This is a genomic window from Flavobacterium sp. 140616W15, assembly GCF_003668995.1.
Taxonomy (GTDB): Bacteria; Bacteroidota; Bacteroidia; order Flavobacteriales; family Flavobacteriaceae; genus Flavobacterium.
On sequence record NZ_CP033068.1, the window covers coordinates 1,207,853 to 1,227,654 of the forward strand.

21 protein-coding genes are annotated in these 19,802 nt (G+C 31.8%); 11 read left to right on the forward strand and 10 right to left on the reverse strand.

Translation table 11 applies throughout. The features are described from left to right. Positions 1-90: 90 nt before the first annotated feature. From EAG11_RS05235 to EAG11_RS05265, 7 genes are all read left to right on the forward strand, one after another. The gene (locus EAG11_RS05235) at positions 91-945 is read left to right on the forward strand and encodes a S1 RNA-binding domain-containing protein (protein WP_129538226.1); all 855 of its coding nucleotides are present in this window, start codon (positions 91-93) and stop codon (positions 943-945) included. A 717-nt stretch (positions 946-1,662) separates the two neighbouring features. Further along, complete coding sequence (locus tag EAG11_RS05240; protein WP_129538227.1) at positions 1,663-2,496, forward strand: 1,4-dihydroxy-2-naphthoyl-CoA synthase; 834 nt, start codon at positions 1,663-1,665, stop codon at positions 2,494-2,496. 97 nt (positions 2,497-2,593) lie between these two features. Then, positions 2,594-3,556, forward strand: coding sequence for a 1,4-dihydroxy-2-naphthoate octaprenyltransferase (gene menA, locus EAG11_RS05245; protein WP_129538228.1), 963 nt, complete (start codon positions 2,594-2,596; stop codon positions 3,554-3,556). A gap of 28 nt (positions 3,557-3,584) precedes the next feature. Continuing rightward, the gene (locus EAG11_RS05250; RefSeq protein WP_129538229.1) at positions 3,585-4,262 is read left to right on the forward strand and encodes a metal-dependent hydrolase; all 678 of its coding nucleotides are present in this window, start codon (positions 3,585-3,587) and stop codon (positions 4,260-4,262) included. A 187-nt stretch (positions 4,263-4,449) separates the two neighbouring features. Beyond that, entirely contained in the window at positions 4,450-5,898 is a 1,449-nt protein-coding gene (locus EAG11_RS05255; protein ID WP_129538230.1) for a S41 family peptidase, read from the forward strand. A 16-nt stretch (positions 5,899-5,914) separates the two neighbouring features. Continuing rightward, a complete protein-coding gene (locus EAG11_RS05260; protein ID WP_242499271.1) occupies positions 5,915-7,126 on the forward strand; it encodes a M48 family metallopeptidase in 1,212 nt (403 codons plus the stop codon). A gap of 92 nt (positions 7,127-7,218) precedes the next feature. Further along, positions 7,219-8,262, forward strand: coding sequence for an o-succinylbenzoate synthase (locus tag EAG11_RS05265; RefSeq protein ID WP_129538232.1), 1,044 nt, complete (start codon positions 7,219-7,221; stop codon positions 8,260-8,262). Between the two features lie 186 nt (positions 8,263-8,448). On the opposite strand, the gene EAG11_RS05270 is transcribed toward EAG11_RS05265, so the two are convergent. Together EAG11_RS05270 and EAG11_RS05275 are read right to left on the reverse strand one after the other, a co-directional pair. Continuing rightward, positions 8,449-9,000 (reverse strand): hypothetical protein, encoded by a 552-nt coding sequence (locus EAG11_RS05270; protein ID WP_129538233.1) that lies wholly within the window; start codon positions 8,998-9,000, stop codon positions 8,449-8,451. 22 nt (positions 9,001-9,022) lie between these two features. After that, entirely contained in the window at positions 9,023-9,853 is an 831-nt protein-coding gene (locus EAG11_RS05275) for an OmpA family protein (protein ID WP_242499272.1), read from the reverse strand. Between the two features lie 315 nt (positions 9,854-10,168). Between EAG11_RS05275 and EAG11_RS05280 the strand changes: the two genes are divergently transcribed. After that, complete coding sequence (locus EAG11_RS05280; RefSeq protein WP_129541035.1) at positions 10,169-10,645, forward strand: CYTH domain-containing protein; 477 nt, start codon at positions 10,169-10,171, stop codon at positions 10,643-10,645. Positions 10,646-10,649: 4 nt separating this feature from the next. After that, complete coding sequence (locus EAG11_RS05285; RefSeq protein WP_129538235.1) at positions 10,650-11,621, forward strand: YpdA family putative bacillithiol disulfide reductase; 972 nt, start codon at positions 10,650-10,652, stop codon at positions 11,619-11,621. A gap of 196 nt (positions 11,622-11,817) precedes the next feature. Here EAG11_RS05285 and EAG11_RS05290 read toward each other — a convergent pair whose 3' ends face one another. Both EAG11_RS05290 and msrA read right to left on the reverse strand, forming a co-directional pair. Continuing rightward, complete coding sequence (locus EAG11_RS05290) at positions 11,818-13,389, reverse strand: YdiU family protein (protein WP_129538236.1); 1,572 nt, start codon at positions 13,387-13,389, stop codon at positions 11,818-11,820. A gap of 35 nt (positions 13,390-13,424) precedes the next feature. Next, positions 13,425-13,955, reverse strand: coding sequence for a peptide-methionine (S)-S-oxide reductase MsrA (gene msrA / locus EAG11_RS05295; RefSeq protein WP_129538237.1), 531 nt, complete (start codon positions 13,953-13,955; stop codon positions 13,425-13,427). Positions 13,956-14,180: 225 nt separating this feature from the next. Between msrA and EAG11_RS05300 the strand changes: the two genes are divergently transcribed. After that, entirely contained in the window at positions 14,181-15,668 is a 1,488-nt protein-coding gene (locus EAG11_RS05300) for an aminotransferase class V-fold PLP-dependent enzyme (RefSeq protein WP_129538238.1), read from the forward strand. A 153-nt stretch (positions 15,669-15,821) separates the two neighbouring features. On the opposite strand, the gene EAG11_RS05305 is transcribed toward EAG11_RS05300, so the two are convergent. From EAG11_RS05305 to EAG11_RS05330, 6 genes are read right to left on the reverse strand one after another with little or no spacing between them, the layout of a single operon-like run. Next, a complete protein-coding gene (locus tag EAG11_RS05305) occupies positions 15,822-16,271 on the reverse strand; it encodes a DinB family protein (RefSeq protein WP_129538239.1) in 450 nt (149 codons plus the stop codon). Next, on the reverse strand, positions 16,271-16,741 hold the full coding sequence (locus EAG11_RS05310; RefSeq protein ID WP_129538240.1) for a nuclear transport factor 2 family protein: 471 nt from the start codon (positions 16,739-16,741) through the stop codon (positions 16,271-16,273). The genes EAG11_RS05305 and EAG11_RS05310 overlap by 1 nt, the downstream gene beginning before the upstream one ends. 59 nt (positions 16,742-16,800) lie before the next feature. Next, positions 16,801-17,277 (reverse strand): hypothetical protein, encoded by a 477-nt coding sequence (locus EAG11_RS05315; RefSeq protein WP_129538241.1) that lies wholly within the window; start codon positions 17,275-17,277, stop codon positions 16,801-16,803. A 53-nt stretch (positions 17,278-17,330) separates the two neighbouring features. Beyond that, on the reverse strand, positions 17,331-17,807 hold the full coding sequence (locus tag EAG11_RS05320) for a hypothetical protein (RefSeq protein ID WP_129538242.1): 477 nt from the start codon (positions 17,805-17,807) through the stop codon (positions 17,331-17,333). A gap of 6 nt (positions 17,808-17,813) precedes the next feature. Beyond that, a complete protein-coding gene (locus EAG11_RS05325) occupies positions 17,814-18,491 on the reverse strand; it encodes a peptidoglycan DD-metalloendopeptidase family protein (protein WP_129538243.1) in 678 nt (225 codons plus the stop codon). 29 nt (positions 18,492-18,520) lie between these two features. Then, positions 18,521-19,183 carry a spermidine synthase gene (locus EAG11_RS05330; RefSeq protein ID WP_129538244.1) on the reverse strand — a complete coding sequence of 221 codons (663 nt, stop codon included), beginning with the start codon at positions 19,181-19,183 and terminating at the stop codon, positions 18,521-18,523. Positions 19,184-19,246: 63 nt separating this feature from the next. On the opposite strand from EAG11_RS05330, the gene EAG11_RS05335 reads away from it, so the two are divergent. Then, positions 19,247-19,798: a 1-acyl-sn-glycerol-3-phosphate acyltransferase gene (locus EAG11_RS05335; RefSeq protein WP_129538245.1), complete on the forward strand. Its 552-nt coding sequence runs from the start codon at positions 19,247-19,249 to the stop codon at positions 19,796-19,798. Positions 19,799-19,802: the final 4 nt, after the last annotated feature.

Genomic DNA, 19,802 nt, shown 5'->3' on the forward strand with positions numbered 1-19,802 from the left:
CTTCATAAATACTTTTCCTTGGTAGATTCAAACTTCGTACCTTTGCAACTTAGAAACTTGCTTAGATAGCAATACAGAACTTTAAAGAAGATGATTGAAATAGGAAAATACAATACACTAACTATATTACGTGATACCAAAGTAGGATTGTTTTTGGGTAACCCCGAAAAAGATCCAGAAGGGATACACGACATACTTTTACCAAACAAATATGTTCCAAATGAATTTGAAATAGGCGAAGAACTCATTGTTTTTGTTTATTTAGATCACGAAGAGCGTCCAGTTGCAACAACTTTAGAACCATATATTTTACTAAATGAGTTTGCTCTTTTGCGAGTAAACTACATTAATCAGATTGGTGCTTTTATGGATTGGGGAATGGAAAAAGATATCCTGGTTCCATTTAAAGAACAGGCGCGTCCTATGGAAAAAGGAAAGCGTTATTTGGTTTATTTATACATGGACGAAAAAACCAATCGTTTGGTAGCTTCTAGTAAAACCAACCAGTTCCTGAGCAATGATAACTTAACAGTCGAAAAAGGAGAAGAGGTAGATTTAATTGTTTCTCATATAACTGAGATTGGGATTAATGTAATCATCAATGAGAAACACAAAGGGTTGCTGTACAAAGATGAGGTTTATGATGATGCTATTCGTACAGGAGACCGTATGCGAGGTTATATTAAAAACATTCGCCCTGACAATAAAATTGATGTTTCATTGCAAGTGCAAGGATACCAAAGTATCGAGCCAAATGCTGATAAGATTTTGGATGAATTAAGAGCGAGTCGTGGTTTTTTAAGACTTACAGATAATTCACATCCTGAAGATATTAAAACGGTGCTTAAAATGAGTAAGAAAACATTCAAAAAAGCTATTGGGGCACTTTATAGAGAGAAACTAATCGAGATTAAAGAAGATGGAATCTATTTAGTTAAAGAATAATACAACAAGAAAGGCTAATCATTACGATTAGCCTTTCTCTTTTTATTCTAGTTTTAAAAAAAATTGTAATTAAAAAAAACAAAAATAAAAATAAATCTACTGTCATCGCGAAAAGTGAATAGAATCACACAATATAAATACTGTACTAACTCTTCTTGCGTGTGATTTATTACTTTTTCAGATGGGTTTGTCTGGAAATAAGGATAACAAATACGTATATGCTAAAATTAATTTCACGGCAGAACCTTTGGTTTATTTTTAATATTTTAAAAGATGATTAAACTATAATGTACACTCATTTTTAGAGTAGCTTAATAAATCTTCCTCGTTAACCGTAGGTGTTACTATCTCTTTTTGGCAATTTCGACAAATGCTATTCTCATTTGCTCATGGTCTAGGGATTTTAAATTTAAAACCATAGAAAAATGAGCGACAAATTTTTTAAATTTTCTCAAAAAATCATTTTTTAGGTTAATAAATCAGTGAAAGAAAATCAATCTTAAATGTGTACTTAAAATAGTGTATCACATTGATTAATAGATTGTAAAGATAAAAATAAAAAACAAAATACACTATAAAACAATATCGTTTTTTATTTTAAAACAAGTTTTAACATTTGAGTAAAATTGTTTAAGGAATGACTTCATTAAAAATGTATAGCCTAAAGTGTAAAAAATGATTTATTTTTACACTATAATTAATTAAAAATAGCATCTAATGGATTGGATTACTGTCAGAGAATTTGAAGATATAACCTATAAAAAATGTAATGGAGTTGCAAGAATAGCCTTTAATAGACCTAATGTTCGCAACGCATTTCGTCCAAAAACAACATCTGAATTATACCAAGCGTTCTACGATGCACAAGAAGACACTTCGATAGGAGTAGTTTTATTGTCAGCCGAAGGACCTTCGACTAAAGATGGCGTATATTCTTTTTGTAGTGGGGGAGATCAAAACGCAAGAGGCCATCAAGGATATGTAGGAGAAGATGGGCAACATCGTTTAAATATTCTAGAAGTACAACGTTTAATACGTTTTATGCCAAAAGTTGTTATAGCAGTAGTTCCAGGTTGGGCTGTTGGTGGAGGACATAGTTTGCATGTAGTTTGTGATATGACATTAGCAAGTAAAGAACATGCTATTTTTAAGCAAACAGATGCTGATGTTACTAGTTTTGATGGAGGATATGGCTCAGCTTATCTAGCCAAAATGGTTGGACAGAAAAAAGCACGTGAAATTTTCTTCTTAGGACGCAACTACTCAGCTCAGGAAGCAATGGATATGGGAATGGTAAATGCAGTAATTCCTCATGATGAACTAGAAGATACAGCTTATGAGTGGGCACAAGAGATATTGCAAAAATCTCCAACATCTATAAAAATGCTAAAATTTGCTATGAATCTTACAGATGATGGTATGGTTGGGCAACAAGTTTTTGCTGGAGAAGCAACTCGTTTGGCTTATATGACTGAAGAAGCAAAAGAAGGTAGAAATGCCTTCCTAGAAAAAAGAAAGCCTAATTTTGGCGAAAACAAATGGTTACCATAAATAAAAAAGTTTAAAAAATGTTTTAGGTTTCAGGTTCCAGGTTCTGAACTTGAAACGTGTAACATGAAACCTGAAACAAACTAAATAAAAAATCAGAATGAAACATTGGATTGAAGCCGCTAGATTAAGAACATTACCTTTATCAGTCTCAGGGATTATTGTCGGTAGTATGTATGCTTTGGCAAATCCCACAGAAAACGTTTACACGCCAACAGAGGTTTTTAATTGGAAAATCTTTGGTTTTGCGCTGTTAACAACCCTTGGATTACAGGTTTTATCCAATTTTGCCAATGATTATGGTGATGGAGTAAAAGGAACCGATAACCAAGACAGAATAGGGCCTAAACGCGCCATTCAAAGCGGTGTAATAACACCACAAGCTATGAAAAAGGCTATAATAATTACTGCTATATTGACTTTGTTGTCAGCAATAACATTGATTTATTTTGCTTTTGGCGAAACAAACTTTGTGTATTCAATCTTTTTCTTATTGTTAGGAATTGCTGCAATTATTTCGGCAATACGTTATACAGTAGGAAATTCAGCTTATGGATATAAAGGATTTGGTGATCTATTTGTATTTGTATTCTTCGGATTAGTAAGTACATTAGGAGTGAATTTTTTATATTCAAAAGAAGTAGATCCACTTTTAATCTTACCAGCAGTAGCAATAGGATTATTGAGTGTAGGGGTTTTAAACTTAAATAATATGCGTGATGAAGCTTCAGATAGAAAATCAGGCAAGAATACAATTGTGGTAAAAATGGGAGGTGAGGCTGCCAAAAAATACCATTATTTTTTAATTATTGGAGCAATGGTTTCAGTAGTAGTATTTGCTGTTTTAAGCGATTATCATTTTGATCAATACTTATTTTTGTTAGCCTATATACCTTTAACAAAACATTTAATTGTAGTTTCTAAAAACAAAGAGCCTAAGTTATTAGATCCCGAATTAAAAAGAGTAGCACTAAGTACATTTTTACTTTCAGTATTATTGACTTTGTGTATGATTTCATTAATTTCAGACATTATTGTAAATCTCTTCTTAGGAGGAAGATAAATATGTTAAATTTAAAATTTGTATCCATATGAAAATTACATTTTACGGTCATGCCTCATTAGGAATCGAAGTAGGAGGAAAGCACATTCTGGTAGATCCTTTTATTTCGGGAAATCCAATGGCTTCACATATCGATAGTAACACATTAAAAGCCGATTATATCTTGTTAACGCATGCGCATGGTGATCATATTCTAGATGCCGAAGCAATTGCTAAACGTACCGGAGCAGTAATCGTATCTAATGCCGAAATTGCAGGTTATTTTGCTCAAAGAGAGTTAAATGCTCATCCAATGAATCACGGAGGAAGCTGGCAATTTGATTTTGGGAGAGTGAAATATGTAAATGCAATACATTCAAGTTCATTTCCCGATGGTAGTAACGGAGGAAACCCAGGAGGATTTGTAATCGAAAGCGAACACAAAAACATCTATATAGCAGGAGATACTGCGCTTACAATGGATATGAAGTTAATCCCGATGCGTACCAAGCTAGATTTAGCTATTTTGCCAATAGGAGATAACTTTACCATGGATGTTGAAGATGCAATTATAGCATCAGATTTTATAGAATGTGATAAAATTTTAGGGTATCATTTTGATACTTTTGGATATATTAAAATTAATCATGATGAAGCAATTCGTAAGTTTTTTGATAAAGGAAAAGACTTAATGCTTCTTGAAATAGGAGAATCTATTGAATTATAAACGGAATAGTATTTGTTATCCTGATGTAATTTAAGGGATAGAAGTTGTTCACTTCGTTAGTTCATTTTATTAGTAACCAGCTTATATGCTTTATCTCTTTCTTAGCTAAAGAAGTTAGGAAAAGATATAGTAGTCTCTAAGTAGTTATTAAGGATATAGCTAAAAATATATATTTAATCAATAAAGCATGAATTCTAGAAAAGTACTTTTATTTATTTTGATTATTGTTTCATATGGCTCATATGCACAAAAATGTTCTTGTGAAGATAATTTTTATTGGCTTAAGAAAACGTTTGAAGAAAACGACGCTGGTTTTCAGTACGTCATTGATGAAAAAGGATTGACAGAATATAAAAATCACAATAGTATTTTTGTCAAGAAAGTAAAAAAAATAAAAGAGCTGGATGATTGTAGAAAAGTACTTTCTGATTGGTTACTCTTTTTTAGACCGGGACATTTATCACTATCTGTAAATCAGGAAAATATTAAAAAAACAGTTAGTAAGATTGATCCAGAGGTTGGGAAAAATTGGGAAAAAGTAGAAATAAAGGAAGATGTATTAAAGGATAATTTATTAAGAGTTGTACAGCCTAGCTTTGAGGGGATATGGGTTTCTGGAGCTTATACTATTGGAGTTGTAAAAAGAAATGATGAATATATTGGTTACATTTTAAATTCAGAAGGAACAAAATGGAAGCAATATCAAGTAAAATTTAAGATTAAAGAGAATTTAGATAAAACATATAATGCTATATATTATATGGGAGATTACTCTGTTCAAAAATTCAAGGATGTACAACTTATTGGAAAAAATTTATTGAAAATTGGTTTTATTTCATTAGTAAGAACCTTTCCAAATAACTTAGAAGATACTCCATTAATAAATGATTATATAGAATCGCTAACTACTCAAAAACCTTACCTCAAAGAGATCTCGAAACAAACTATTTTATTGCGAATTCCAACATTTAATTATTCTAATAAAAAAATGATTGATAGCATACTTATTGCTAACAATAGTTTAATTCTTTCAAGAGAAAATTTAATAATTGATATAAGAAATAACGGAGGTGGTTCAGATGCCAGTTTCCAAAAAATAATTCCATATTTATATACGAATCCTATTAGAACAGTTGGTGTTGAATTTTTATCTACTGTGCAGAATAATAAACGAATGGAAGATTTTATGGCAGACCCAGATTGGTCAGCAGGGGATAAGGAATGGGCTAGGAAAGGGTTAGAAAAACTGAATGCTAACATTGGTAAATATGTTAGTTTACAAGAAAATACAGTTGATGAGTATAAGTTAGATCGTGTTTATGATAACCCCAAAAATGTTGCAATCATTATTAATAAAAATAATGGAAGTACAGCAGAGGAATTTCTATTAGTAGCAAAACAAAGTAAAAAAGTTAAGCTTTTCGGGACAACAACAGAAGGAGTATTGGATATTTCTAATATGTATTTTGTTAATTCTCCATGCAAAGATTTAAAACTCGGATATTCACTCTCAAAAAGTCTAAGAATTCCAGATATGCAAATTGATAGAAAAGGGATTCAGCCAGATTATTATATAGATAAGACTATTCCCGATTATGATTGGATTAAATTTACAGAAAACATATTAATTAAGTAATATGGTATTAAAAATTATGGCAAGAAAGAATTCTAGAATTCTAGTTTTAGTACTTTTAATGAGCTCATTTTATTCAGCTTTTGCTCAAAAAGAAGGCTATTGGGATAAAGAACGATCAACCACTAAAGAAATAATCGTTCCAGCCCGCGACAGAATAATTATTTCAACCGAAGATTTACCTTTAGGAACAACCGAAGTGGTTTATAGAATAACGCTATTGGATGAAAACCAACAATTAACAAGTAGTTTAGTGTCGGTATTAAAATCGATTCCAGATCCTACGGGAATTAGTCAAGGTTCAGCTGGAGCAGTATTTTTAATGTCCAAGATATCAGGTGATGATAAGTGTAAGTATGCACTTTTTACCGATCAGGCAACAGCTAAAAGTTATGTTCAAAGCGGTAAAACAGATAAGGCATGTTATGCCCAAGAAGAACCAATAAGTAAAGATGCAAAACGGTTATCGTTAGACAAGTTAGGTTGTTTGAAGTCAAACACAAATGTAATTTGGTTTGGATTCGAGAGCAAAAATTGGCTTTTAAAACAAAAAGTAGTTCTAGAAGTGGTGCCTTGGGTTGATGTAAAACTAAGCCGTGGTTGGAATCAGGAGAATAAGAAAGAAATCATTAGCCAATGTAAAACCTCAAATTTGGCACAAAAAATGGCTAATTCAGATGATTTTTGTGTTTGTATTCTTGAAAAAATCCAAAAGCAATATCGTTATACTGAGTTTGATAAATTATTGGCAATGGAAAAAATCAAAGCCTATAAAGATTATGGAAGTTCCTGTTATAGTGATACTAATATTTCAAAAAATATTTATAGTGATTTAAGAAGTCAGGCCTCTAAACTTATTAAAAGCCAAAAATATGGTGAAGCAATAGCTTTACTTCATACAATAATTACAGACAAGAAAGCTACAGCGCTAGATTATAGTTCAATAGGATATTGTTATATTATAACCAAACAATACGAAAAAGCACTTAAGTTTTTGAAAGAAGGTGAAAAATTAGATGAAACAGAATTGCAACTAAAACTCAATTTAGCTCATGCCTATTTGGTAAATGGTGATTATAAAGATGCTAAAGCTATTTATAAAAAATATCAGACACAAAATGTAACCGATAGTTTAAGTTGGATAGAAAAAGTAAGGCTTGATTTTGCGGTTTTTAAAAAAGCAAATTTACCATCTGCTAACTTCGATAGAGTTTTAGACCTTTTTAATTAATCATTTATGGATAAGACAATAGCTTAATTTACTTAAATAACTTTTATGTTTAAGAAGTAAATTATGATTATATGTTTTAAAAAAAAATCACATTGAAAGCAACTTATCATAAATACACACTCAATTTTAAACGCCCATCGGGAACTTCACGAGGCGTAATGAATGAAAAAGAAACCTGGTTTATTATAATTGAAAAAGATAATAAAAAAGGAATAGGAGAATGTGGGATCCTTAGAGGTTTAAGCGCAGATAATCGTGATGATTATGAAGAAAAATTACAATGGACATGTAGTAATATACATCTTGGTGAAAAAGTGCTTTGGGAAGCCTTATTAGCATTTCCTTCAATACAATTTGGAGTAGAAATGGCTTTTCGCTCTTTAAATAGCGAAACTCCTTTTATGTTATTCCCTTCAAACTTTACAACTGGAGAAAAATCGATAGCAATAAATGGTTTGGTATGGATGGGAGAGCCAGAGTTTATGAAGCAACAGATAGAAGAGAAATTGGCTGCCAGTTTTAGATGTATAAAGCTTAAAATTGGCGCTATCGATTTTGAGAAAGAACTTGAATTATTAGCTTTTATTCGTAGTCATTTTAGTTCAGAACAAGTTGAAATAAGAGTAGATGCCAATGGAGCTTTTAGTTTAGATTCAGCTTTAGATAAGTTAAGTCAACTAGATAAATATGAATTGCATAGTATAGAACAGCCAATAAAACAAAATAATATTGAGGCTATGGCTGGTTTATGCAAAAAAACGCCATTTCCTATAGCGCTAGACGAAGAGTTGATTGGGATTTTTACTTTACAGGAAAAAGAAGAATTATTACAAAAGATAAAACCACAATATATTATTTTAAAGCCAAGTTTTATAGGAGGTTTTCGTGGTACTCAGGAATGGATAACATTGGCAGAAAAATATAATATTGGCTGGTGGATTACATCAGCTCTAGAGAGTAATATTGGACTTAATGCAATTGCACAATGGACTTTTTTACAAGATAATACGATGCCACAAGGATTAGGAACAGGAGCATTGTACACCAATAATTTTGATTGCCCGTTAGAAGTTACCCAAGGGCAGTTGTGGTATAATCCAGATTTAAACTGGGAAATAGATATTGATAAATTTTAATCTCTGCAAGATTCTACTATATTATCCTAACAGGTTTTCAAAACCTGTTAGGTATTTTATATAAAAATATTAGCATAACTATCTTTGTCAAAGTTTTGAAATTTGACAAATATTTTTTGATAAGCTTTAATCTGAAAATAAAAAAAAACTAGCATAAAGCTAGTTTTTAAGTTTAGAGAACAAAGATTATTCTTTTCCGCCATCTAAGGCATCTTGCCATTCTTTTAATTCTTTCCATTTTCCTTCATAAGCTAATTTGGCTTGTCTTGCCCAGGTTCCAGGATTATGAATAGCGTAGTTTTCGCCTGCTTCATCTAAGATAGCTTGTGATTTAGATGTTGGTGTTTCAGATAAAGCAAGCCAGGTTTTGATTCCTGCTTTATGATATAGTTCTTCAATTTTAGGACCAATTCCCTCAACTATTTTCAAGTCGTCTTTCTTTATTTTTTTGCCAAATACAGTCGCTGCCAATGTAGCATCAAAAGCAATTTCTGGTGAGGTTTTGCTAACAAATGATTGTGCAGATGCAGAAGAATTTAATTTAGCAGCTAAATCAGCTTCTAAAGAAGTTATTTTGGCATTTAAGTTCTTCGTATTCGCTCTGCAAGCGTCTAAATCAGCTTGTAAAGAAAGCAAATCAGAGTCGTTTCCTTTTGAAGCCATTTTTCCTATCAAGTAACCTAAAATTCCACAGATTAACCCAACAAGTGCTGGTATTAAGATACAAGGTATATTCATAATGTTATTTTTTTTGGATTAATTATTTTATTGTAACTACAGTTCTACGATTGTTTGCTTTGCCTTCGGCAGTTGAATTATCGCCTACAGGCTCATCAGGACCTTTTGATTGAGTTTCGATTTTACTACCATCAATACCGTTTTTAGATAAATAGTCTTTAGTAAAATCAGCGCGTTTTTGACCTAAAACAACATTAGATTCACGTTTTCCAACATTATCTGAATGACCTACAACCAATAAAGCGCCATCACCTACATGAAGAATATAATAAGTAATGTCTTTAATTTTCTGACGTTCTGCATCATTTAGATTTTCATTAGACTTATTGGTATTAAAATGTAGTACTAAAGGATCCGCGTTTATTTTAGCTTTTAAAGCCGCAAAATTCTCACCATCAGTTTTAGTTGCTGTGGTATCTGATGAGGTGTTTATTTGGAACGCAACTGGACCTAAAAGTGTATCTGCATTTGTCTTCCAACTATCAATTAGTTCTCCTTTGGTGTCGAAGTTTCCTGCTGGTAAACCTTTAGATATAAAATAGTTTTTAACATCATTTGCCCTCGCTAAGCCAAGATTAGGATAGGTTGTAGTGTTTTTTTCCTCAGTAGTCGCATAACCAGTAATAGTAACTTTTTGCTTAGGATTACCATTCAAGAATGCTTTTAGTTTCTCAATGCCAATCGTAACAGAATCTTTTACAGGAAGGATAACTGAAGCACTGTTCTTCAGGAATTTGATATTGTCGCTACTGCGATAATCAATACCATTGCCATTAATTACAAAAGGAACAATCTCCGTGACGGTTTCTTTTACAATAACTACTTTTTCGATATCGTCTGCAGGTTCTTTCATACAGCAATTGCAGCAAAATTTTAAATACAAAAATGTACCCAAAATAATTGTGACTACAATGCCTAATAGATAAAGTGTTTTTTTAGACATAATATTTATGAGTTAAATTCTCTCAAATTTAACAAAAAAATAAATGCAAAGCATTACTAATCAGTTATTTTAATATAGATGTTCTAATTAAAATGTTTTTGTGTTTACGAAAAATCTTGTTTTTTAAAGTAAATAATTTGAGAATTAAAAAATGGAAATAAAAAATCTTGATTCATCAATTAATTAAAATGAGTAACTTGCTAACTGATTCTAGTTATGGAAAAGATGGTCGAAATAGAAAGAAAGTTTTTAGTTAAAGCAACCGATTTTAAAGAGCAAGCATATGCTCAAAATAGAATTGCGCAAGGGTATTTATGTTCTGAGCCAAAACGTACAGTACGTATTCGTATAAAAGGTAAAAAAGGCTATATCACAATAAAAGGAATAGGAAGCGAAAGTGGTATGTCACGATTTGAATGGGAAAATGAAATTCCGCTAGAAGAAGCACAAGAATTATTGAAGTTATGTGAAAAAGGTAAAATTGAAAAAACGAGATTCGAAATAAAATCAGGAAACCATGTCTTTGAGGTGGATGAATTTTATGGAGAGAATGAAGGATTGATAATTGCAGAAATCGAGTTACAATCAGAAACAGATACGTTCGAAAAACCAGCTTGGTTAGGAGAAGAAGTAACCAATGATCCAAGGTATTATAATGCTTATTTAAGCAAGATTCCATTTTCGGAGTGGAAAAACAAATAGTTTTATGGTAGTTGAACAATATGATTTGATAATTGTGGGTGGAGGGCCAATAGGTTTAGCTTGCGCAATCGAAGCACAAAAGAAGGAATTAAAGTATCTGATTATCGAAAAAGGGGCAATTGTAAATAGTATTTTCAATTATCCGTTGTATATGACTTTCTTTTCTACAGCCGAAAGGCTAGAAATAGGAAATATCCCTTTTAATTGCCTTGCACCAAAGCCAGGGCGACAGGAAGCATTAGAATATTATCGTAATATTCATCGTTATTTTAACTTCTCTATTCATCTATTTGAAAATGTAACACAGGTTATCAAACAAGAAAATTCACTTTTTAAAATAGCTACAAATAAAGGGTCGTATGAAGCTAAGAATGTAGTAATTGCAACAGGTTTTTACGATATTCCGATTCATATGAATGTAAAAGGAGAGGAGTTGCCTCATGTCCGTCATTATTACAAAGAAGCACATGAGTATGCTTTTAGGAATGTCGTGGTGGTAGGGGCAAATAATTCATCTGTGGATGCGGCTTTAGAATGCTGGCGTAAAGGAGCTAATGTAACAATGGTTATTCGCAAAAGCGAAATAAATAATCGAGTCAAATATTGGGTTAAACCAGATATTGAAAATAGAATCGCCGAAGGAAGTATAAAAGCTTATTTTGAATCAAATATTACTGAAATTAGAGAGGATGAAGTAGTAATTGATACTCCAAGCGGAAAAGTAACTATTGAAAATGATTTCGTTTTGGCGCTTACTGGTTATAAACCAGATTTAACGTTTCTTGAAAAAACGGGAATTCAATTGTCAGATGACGAAAGAAAAGTACCAACATACAATCCTGAAACAATGGAGACCAATGTTGCAGGATTGTTTTTGGCAGGTGTTGTTTGTGGCGGAATGGAAACTCATAAATGGTTTATAGAGAACTCAAGGGTTCACGCCAACTTAATATTAGATTGTATTTCTTCTAAATAATTGTTTGAGATGTAGGAAGTTTAAAATCATTTAACACATAGGAACATAGTTTTTTTGTAAAAAGAAGACAAAAAGAAACACATTTCTTTCACATAGACAGCTATGTGGGTTTTGAATAAGTGAAACGTCTATTTTATGCTCGCAAAACCTATGATTCTATGTGTTAAGATATTATACTTGTTGGACTAAATAATAATTAAGAACTGCAAGAAAGCATAGAGCAACCTACTTTGTCTCTTGCCCAATCAGGTCGTTTAGCAAACCATTTTTCGAATTCTGGTTGCTCATCATAAGGCTTTTTAAGTAATTGATGTAACTCATCCACTAATGAGTAATTGCCTTTATCAGCTTCATCAATGCTTAATTGTGCCATATAATTACGCAAAACATATTTTGGATTTACTTTGTTTATGATTGCTACTCGTTCATTGTCAGAAATTTTTTCAGTACTCAAACGTTTTAAATAATCGGAGAACCATTGTAACCAAGTATTTAAAATAGCCCCTTTAATTTCTTCAGGTTTGTAAAAAGCATCTTGAATAGATGCAAATGCTTGTTCAGCAGACTCTTCTTTTTTGATTTTATTTAAATTTCTAAAAAAGATAGTCATGTCTGTTTCAGATAATTGCAAATTAGTTTCTAAATCCGAGATGATTTTGTTATCAGTTTCTTTAGAAGTTGAAATTCCTAGTTTGCTAAGCATCATTTCTTTGTATTCTTCATCATACAAATCAGAGAAAGATTCTAATATGCTTTCAAGACCTTCAGCTTCATTGATTAAAGGATACAGAGCATTTGCTAATTGAAATAAATTCCATTTAGCAACATTAGCCTGATTGCCAAAACGGTATCTTTTGTGCTGGTTGTCAGTTGTATTAGGCGTCCAATTAGGATCGTAATCTTCTAGCCAGCCATAAGGTCCAAAATCTATTGTTAAGCCGTGAATTGACATATTATCGGTATTCATTACGCCATGCACAAATCCTACACGTTGCCAATCGAGAATCATTTTACGGGTTTTATCAGCGACAGCTTTAAAAAATTGGATGTAGGTTTTTTTATCATCCTCTTCTTTTATTTCAGGATAATAATATTTAATCGTATAATCAGTAAGTAATTTAAGGTTTTTAAGCTCATTACGTGCCGTAAGCATTTCATAACTTCCAAAACGAATAAATGATGGAGCTACACGGCATACAATTGCTCCTTTTTCATAAGCGGGATTACCATCATAAAGCATATCACGTAATACTTCGTCACCAGATAATAGTAAAGCAAGAGAACGAGTGGTAGGAGCTCCTAAATAAAACATGGCTTCGCTACATAGATGTTCACGAATAGAGGAACGCAATACAGCTAAACCATCAGCAGTTCTAGAATAAGGTGTTTTTCCGGCTCCTTTAAGCTGTAAAGTATAAAACTGGTCATTGTGTTCGATCTCAGTTAAATTAATAGCTCTCCCGTCTCCTAATTGCCCTGCCCAATTTCCAAATTGATGTCCAGCGTAACACATAGCGTATGGATGCGTGGTCGGTAATACTTCTTTTCCAGAAAAAACATTCAAAAACGATTCTGATTGAACATCTTCAGGTGAAAGTCCAATTAATTCAGCTACTGCTTCAGAAGCGTGGATTAATTTTGGCTCAGAAGGAATTCTTGGATTAACATAAGAGAAACAAGTATTTAAGACTTGCCTTGTTTCATTGGTGCTTAGTGGGTCTTCAGGAAGTTCGGCTGTAAACCGATTATGTATATTTAATTTTTTCATTTTATTCAATTTCAATAACAGTAATTCGTGCTTGCTTATGCGAGTTTATCAGCATACATTTTTCTTAATTTTTGCACTTTAGGGTCAATTACCATTCGGCAATAACCAGCTTCCTGATTGTTGTTGTAATAATTTTGATGATCTTCTTCAGCTTCGTAAAATACTTCAAAAGGTTTTAATTCAGTAACAATTGGATCAGTATAAAAAGGTTTTACTGTTTCAAATACTTGTTCTGCGATTGCTTTTTGCTCATCATCATGATATAAAATAATAGAGCGATATTGTGTCCCTTTGTCAGCTCCTTGCTGATTTAACGTCGTAGGGTCATGGCTTGTCATAAAAATAGCTATTAAGTCATGGTAAGAAATGATTTCAGGATCAAAAGTTACTTGAACCACCTCGGCATGTCCTGTTCTTCCAGTACAAATCTCACGATAAGCAGGGTTTTTTATATGTCCATCGGCATAGCCAGATTTTATTGATACAATTCCTTTTAAGCGCTGAATTACTGCTTCAATACACCAGAAACAGCCTCCTCCAAAAGTTGCTATAGATAAGTTTTTCATGTATATAATTTTAAAATAATTATTGTTGTTTATCGATTGAGAGTAGAAAAAAATTAATGATTTCTCCTCAAATTTAATCCTAATATGTGTCTTTTACTAAAAAGATAACTGCTAAAGAGGTATTTAATTATAAATAAAAGAAATTGTACTATAGTTTTAACTTCACTGTTAACAAATTCGCAATTATGTAAAAAATATATACCTTTGGCATCAAATCAGCTAATAATGAATATCAAAAACAATACCACGGCTTTAGAAGCTTATTTCCAAGATTTTCGAAAAAATATTATTGGAATCGATCAGGAATTTACCTCTCCTTATGGTAAAAAGCAGATAATTTATACCGACTGGACTGCTAGCGGACGTTTGTATAGACCAATTGAAGAGAAAATTATAAATCAATTTGGACCTTTTGTCGCAAATACGCACACAGAAACTACTGTGTCAGGTACTGCCATGACAAAAGCGTACCATCATGCCAGAAATATTATTAAGCGTCATGTAAATGCCAATCAAGATGATATTTTAATTACAGATGGAACCGGAATGACTGGTGTTGTAAATAAATTCCAACGTATTTTGGGATTAAAAATCCCTGAAAACCTAAAAGATTTCACGACAATCCCTGCAGATAAAAAACCAGTTGTTTTTATATCGCATATGGAACACCACTCAAATCAAACAAGTTGGTTGGAAACTATTGCTGATGTTGAAATTATTCCTGCTTGCGAAAAAGGACTTTTTAGCCTTGAAAGATTAGAAATTTTATTAGATAAATATAAAGACAGAGCTTATAAAATAGCTTCCATTACTTCTTGTTCAAATGTTACAGGAATAAAAACCCCTTACTATGAGGCTGCAAAATTAATGCACCAGCATAATGGAGTTTGTTTTGTTGATTTTGCTTGTTCAGGACCTTATGTGCAAATAAATATGCACCCAGAAGATCCAGAGGCTTATTTGGATGCTATTTTCTTCTCTCCTCATAAATTTTTAGGAGGCCCAGGAACTTCAGGGGTTTTAATTTTTAATAAAAAACTATACAAGAATATGATTCCAGATTGCCCTGGAGGAGGAACTGTAAGTTGGACGAATCCTTGGGGTGAGCATAAATATATAGATAATATTGAAGATCGTGAAGACGGAGGAACTCCAGGATTTTTACAAGTTATAAAAACGGCTTTAGCAATCGAGTTAAAAGAGCAAATGGGAGTAGAGAACATGTTGCAACGCGAACATGAAATCGTTGATTTTGTTTTTAATGAATTGAATGACATTCCGAATATTAAAATCTTAGCGTCCCAACATCAGGAACGTTTAGGAGTAGTTTCGTTTTTTATCGAAGATTTACATTTTAATCTAGGTGTAAAAATATTAAACGATAGATTTGGAATTCAAACTAGAGGAGGTTGTAGTTGCGCAGGAACATACGGGCACTTTTTATTGCATGTTGACCAAGAAACATCTAGTAAACTAATTGATCAAATTACTATTGGAGATTTAATACGCAAACCAGGGTGGATAAGAATGTCAATACACCCAACAACAACTAGCGACGAGATTGCTTTTGTATGTAATAGTATTAAACAGCTAGCTCAAAACCATAAAGAATGGGCTCAGGATTATGAGTATAATAAGGATACAAACGAATTTATTCATGAAAATGTAAATTCATTCGAAGACGAATTGGTCGCAGGTTGGTTTGCATCATAAAACAAAAAATAGCTTCAATTGAAGCTATTTTTTTTGATTTTTTTTACCATTGAGGGATTAAGAAAAATTAAGCTTTTGTTACTTTATATAGCTTAATATCTTACTTAATGGTTTAATGATTTTTTTAAATTTATGATCCATCAATAATTAGCTTTACGTGTCTAACAATCGACGGTGATAATTTATTTGCCCTAAATGATAGGTTAGGTGAGTGGTGAGGTGCGTTAAAATAAACCCTATAGAATCTTTGTCTTCAAAAACAATAATTGGAAATTCATGTTCCAATTCTTCTTCAGGTAAATTACTTAAAGTGGCATCAACTACTACAATCATTTCTTCAATTTTAGTAATTAATTCGGCTCTTGGTATATTTTTTAATGAGAATTCTAATTCTCGATGTCTTACGTAGCCAGAATTACCCAATGTGGCGCCTATATAAGTGTTTAAATTACCAATTAAGTGTAAACACAGGTTTCCTGCTGAATTTAAAATTTGTTCGTCTATAGTCCAAATTTTAGCTTCATTTTTATAGGATTCAATTTCGAGTTTTAATTTATTAAGATCACGATTAAAAAGAGTTCTTAATGTTTCGCAATGTGCCATTATGATTTAGACTGATATTTCTGAAGTGATAACAAAGCCTGTTGTTGTATTTTTTTCTGAAAAAAACCTGTCCATCCTAATAGATAACCAGTAATACCGAATGCTTGCTTAGACCATTTCCAAACATCAAAAGTATCCGTGTGTTTGATGATTAGACTGTCTTGGAATTGGAATTCAGCAAAAACATGATTTACAACATTTCTATTTGTTTTACTGAAATTGTAAGTCGCAATCCAATAGGCGGAACCTACAAAGTCATCAGCTTTTACTTCAGAGAATTCTATTTTTATATTTCCTTTGCTTTTTTTAAGAAGCATTTCCCACATTTTATAAACTTGATCTTCTTTTAATAAGCCAAAAGCGGGATCACGAAATTGTACTTTTGAATGGTAACATTCGCTCATTTTGACCGCGTCAGCATTGGTGAAAGCAGTATAAAATTTAGCAATAGTGGCTTCATTTGCATTCATCTTGGTTGTGAATTAGAATATAAAAGTACAGAATTAATGATTTTATACTAATAAAAAAATTACAAAACGGTAATTTCTTCTGCAGTATTGAAGCTATTTTTAGATTTATCAAATTTGGTTGCGTAATATGACTTTTTATTAACTGCTGTAAAATTTCCAATTTGACTGCTAAATTTATTTGTAGTTCCTGATATGTTGAATCTAATAGATTGTATATCGGTTTTCTTTAATTTGTTCATTTCAATAGCAGAAAGATTAAAGTAATTTGCTGTTTTGTTTTCAGCAGTTTCTGTATTCTTTTTATCTATACAAACAATAATAGTGTTGTCTACTAGGTAAATGTATGTAGTGCCAGTAATTTGTAATTTAGGATCTGTTGTTGCTACACTAATTTTTAAAAGTCCTCCAGTTTCCGTTTTTGCAATTTGAATATTGGCTTCTCCAGATAAAGCATAGTTTTCACATATAAAATTCCAAGTGGGTGTAGCTGGATAGGTTTTCCCTTTAAAACTAAGTGACTCTTGAGCATTAACCAAAATGGATAAGAAAAAAAGGGCAAAATCAGTAGCATTTTATAATTCATAAGGTTTTATTTTTCAATTACTTTTGACTCGAATGTTTCGTCCCAGTCTAATGATTTTATAGCTGAAATTAGATTATCTTCATTTACATACACACGAAGTTCTTTATTGGCTACTTTTTTTTCATATAAAGCTCTGTATCTGTAGATGGTTTCGTGTTTGGTTTTGTAAACACCATCTAGTTTAAGGTCTTTAAAGGCTCCGTACCATTGTCGGAATTTCTGACATGTTTTTGTTAGTCGCTCTTCTGTAGTATTAGCCATAACGGATGGTGTAACTTCAGTTTCGTTAAAAGGCTTGAATTTGGAAGTATTACAAGTCAATAAAACTCGTTTTCCTAAATCGTAGGCCTTTTTTTGTTGGCTGTTATTTACTTCTGTAGCTAAAACTTTTGATATTTTTAAATCTTCTGTTTTGTTTCCGCCTGTTTTTGATTTGCAACCAATCAACAGAAGCAAACTTAAAATAAATAGTACTTTCTTCATTGTTCTTTATGTTATTTTTAATACTAAATTGGGATTTGGGCAGTTGTTAGTGTAATAATCTAAATCTATTTTACTGCAAACACCTGGATAATCACCAAAATTGTCTCCTATATTTTTTATAATCTGAAAATGCAAGTGTGGTGCATAATCACCATTTATATTTGATTTACCTAAAGTGCCCAAAATTTGTTCTTTTTGAAAAACAGCTCCAACTTTAAGGTTAACTATACTTTCTAACGATAAATGACCATATAAAGTATAGAAAATATGATTTTCAATAGTATGTTTTAGGATAATTGTAGGGCCATAATCACCCAAACTAGTATTGTTTTTAAAGCTATGAACAGTTCCGTCAAACGCTGCCAACACAGGAGTTTCAGCTTTAATCCATAAATCTAAACCGATATGAATGTTACGCTCAGCAGTTGTTGAATTATTGAAATTTTCACTTCGTTTGTAAATATTTCGTTCTTCCAGATAGCCACCAAAAGCGACTTTCGCTTTGGTTTGAGTTAATAAATGTTCAATGTAAAATTCAAATTCATGGGCCGTTTTAGTTTTGTTCTTCGCTAATTCCTGATTAGAGATTGATAGATCTAAAAGCATATATTGAGAATATTCAATTGTTGCGTCGATTACTTTTGTTGGAGGTAAGCTTTTTAAAACAGTTTCTAAAGCAGGCATATGTGTTGTTTTTTTTAATATAAATCAAGCTAGGCTAATTTTTCGATAATAATTAATTCATTGTGTTCTTCAATACGGGGCAGCATTTTAACAATATGCTGATTGTTTATTTCCGAAATATATTTTTTATTTCTGATATTGTGAGTTTCGTTTAAAATCATAGTATTAAAAAGTACAAACCCATTTTTTTTTAAAAGATCAGAAACTCTATTACTAAAGAAGCTTTCAAATAAAAAGTTAGGCATTGTGGTGTCTTCAAAAACATCGATTATTATAAGGTCGTATTTTTTATTTGTTTTTAAAACAAACTCAAATGCATCATCAATAATAATTTCGAGTTGCTTAATTTTATTTAAATTGAAATATTTATTAGCGATTTCAAGAATATCGGGATCAATTTCGACTCCAGTTATTTTGCCTTCGTATTTTATTTCATCAACCAGAGTTTTGATAACACTTCCTCCAGCTACTCCCAGAAGTAAGATTTCTTTCATTGAGAGAATTTTATCAAAGCCAATATTTTTTAAACCGTACCTCAAGATGCGTTGTAAACTTCCGTAAGAGTAATTGGTATTTTCAGAATCTAAAACTAATTCGCCGTTTGCCCATGTAACTTCGATGGCTTTGCTACGAGCAGATTTTTTTTCAAATATTTTTATAGGAACAAGGTAACTGAATATTTTCTTAATCATTGGTATGCGTTTTTACCAAATTTAAGATTTAAATTATTTATTTTGCAGGTTAAAATAAAATTAATGAAGAAACAATTATATAAATTCATCTTTTTTAAATTAATGGGATGGAAAATTGTAGGGATTGAAAATGCTGAAGTGAAAAAATGCGTGTTGATGGTAATGCCTCATACAAGTAATCATGATTTTTATTTAGGAATTTTCACTCGAGGTATTTCTGGATTAGAAATGAATTGGGTAGGAAAGAAAGAATTATTTAAATTTCCTTTTGGATATTATTTCAGAAGTGTAGGAGGAGAACCGCTAGATAGATCAGGAGGTTTGAATAAAGTAGATTCGATCGCTGCTATTTTTGATAGAAAAGAAACCTTTCGTTTAGCAGTTGCTCCAGAGGGAACTCGTAAAAAAGTTTCAGAAATTAGAACGGGGTTTTATTATATCGCTTTAAAAGCAAATGTGCCAATTGTCCCAGTAGCTTTTGATTGGGGTAAAAAAGAAGTTAATCTAGGTAAGCCGTTTTATCCAACAGGAAATTATGATATTGACATAGAAATTTTAAAACAACACTATAAAGGAGTCGTGGGGAAAATTCCAGCTAATGGATTTCAGTTATAGAATC

What these genes read in the sequence shown, in the direction of transcription:
- EAG11_RS05235 (WP_129538226.1), top strand. Translation starts at nt 91, where the DNA reads ATGATTGAAATAGGAAAATACAATACACTAACTATATTACGTGATACC.
- EAG11_RS05240 (WP_129538227.1), top strand. Translation starts at nt 1,663, where the DNA reads ATGGATTGGATTACTGTCAGAGAATTTGAAGATATAACCTATAAAAAA.
- menA (WP_129538228.1), top strand. Translation starts at nt 2,594, where the DNA reads ATGAAACATTGGATTGAAGCCGCTAGATTAAGAACATTACCTTTATCA.
- EAG11_RS05250 (WP_129538229.1), top strand. Translation starts at nt 3,585, where the DNA reads ATGAAAATTACATTTTACGGTCATGCCTCATTAGGAATCGAAGTAGGA.
- EAG11_RS05255 (WP_129538230.1), top strand. Translation starts at nt 4,450, where the DNA reads ATGAATTCTAGAAAAGTACTTTTATTTATTTTGATTATTGTTTCATAT.
- EAG11_RS05260 (WP_242499271.1), top strand. Translation starts at nt 5,915, where the DNA reads ATGGCAAGAAAGAATTCTAGAATTCTAGTTTTAGTACTTTTAATGAGC.
- EAG11_RS05270 (WP_129538233.1), bottom strand. Translation starts at nt 9,000, where the DNA reads ATGAATATACCTTGTATCTTAATACCAGCACTTGTTGGGTTAATCTGT.
- EAG11_RS05275 (WP_242499272.1), bottom strand. Translation starts at nt 9,853, where the DNA reads ATGAAAGAACCTGCAGACGATATCGAAAAAGTAGTTATTGTAAAAGAA.
- EAG11_RS05280 (WP_129541035.1), top strand. Translation starts at nt 10,169, where the DNA reads ATGGTCGAAATAGAAAGAAAGTTTTTAGTTAAAGCAACCGATTTTAAA.
- EAG11_RS05285 (WP_129538235.1), top strand. Translation starts at nt 10,650, where the DNA reads ATGGTAGTTGAACAATATGATTTGATAATTGTGGGTGGAGGGCCAATA.
- EAG11_RS05290 (WP_129538236.1), bottom strand. Translation starts at nt 13,389, where the DNA reads ATGAAAAAATTAAATATACATAATCGGTTTACAGCCGAACTTCCTGAA.
- msrA (WP_129538237.1), bottom strand. Translation starts at nt 13,955, where the DNA reads ATGAAAAACTTATCTATAGCAACTTTTGGAGGAGGCTGTTTCTGGTGT.
- EAG11_RS05300 (WP_129538238.1), top strand. Translation starts at nt 14,181, where the DNA reads ATGAATATCAAAAACAATACCACGGCTTTAGAAGCTTATTTCCAAGAT.
- EAG11_RS05305 (WP_129538239.1), bottom strand. Translation starts at nt 16,271, where the DNA reads ATGGCACATTGCGAAACATTAAGAACTCTTTTTAATCGTGATCTTAAT.
- EAG11_RS05310 (WP_129538240.1), bottom strand. Translation starts at nt 16,741, where the DNA reads ATGAATGCAAATGAAGCCACTATTGCTAAATTTTATACTGCTTTCACC.
- EAG11_RS05320 (WP_129538242.1), bottom strand. Translation starts at nt 17,807, where the DNA reads ATGAAGAAAGTACTATTTATTTTAAGTTTGCTTCTGTTGATTGGTTGC.
- EAG11_RS05325 (WP_129538243.1), bottom strand. Translation starts at nt 18,491, where the DNA reads ATGCCTGCTTTAGAAACTGTTTTAAAAAGCTTACCTCCAACAAAAGTA.
- EAG11_RS05330 (WP_129538244.1), bottom strand. Translation starts at nt 19,183, where the DNA reads ATGATTAAGAAAATATTCAGTTACCTTGTTCCTATAAAAATATTTGAA.
- EAG11_RS05335 (WP_129538245.1), top strand. Translation starts at nt 19,247, where the DNA reads ATGAAGAAACAATTATATAAATTCATCTTTTTTAAATTAATGGGATGG.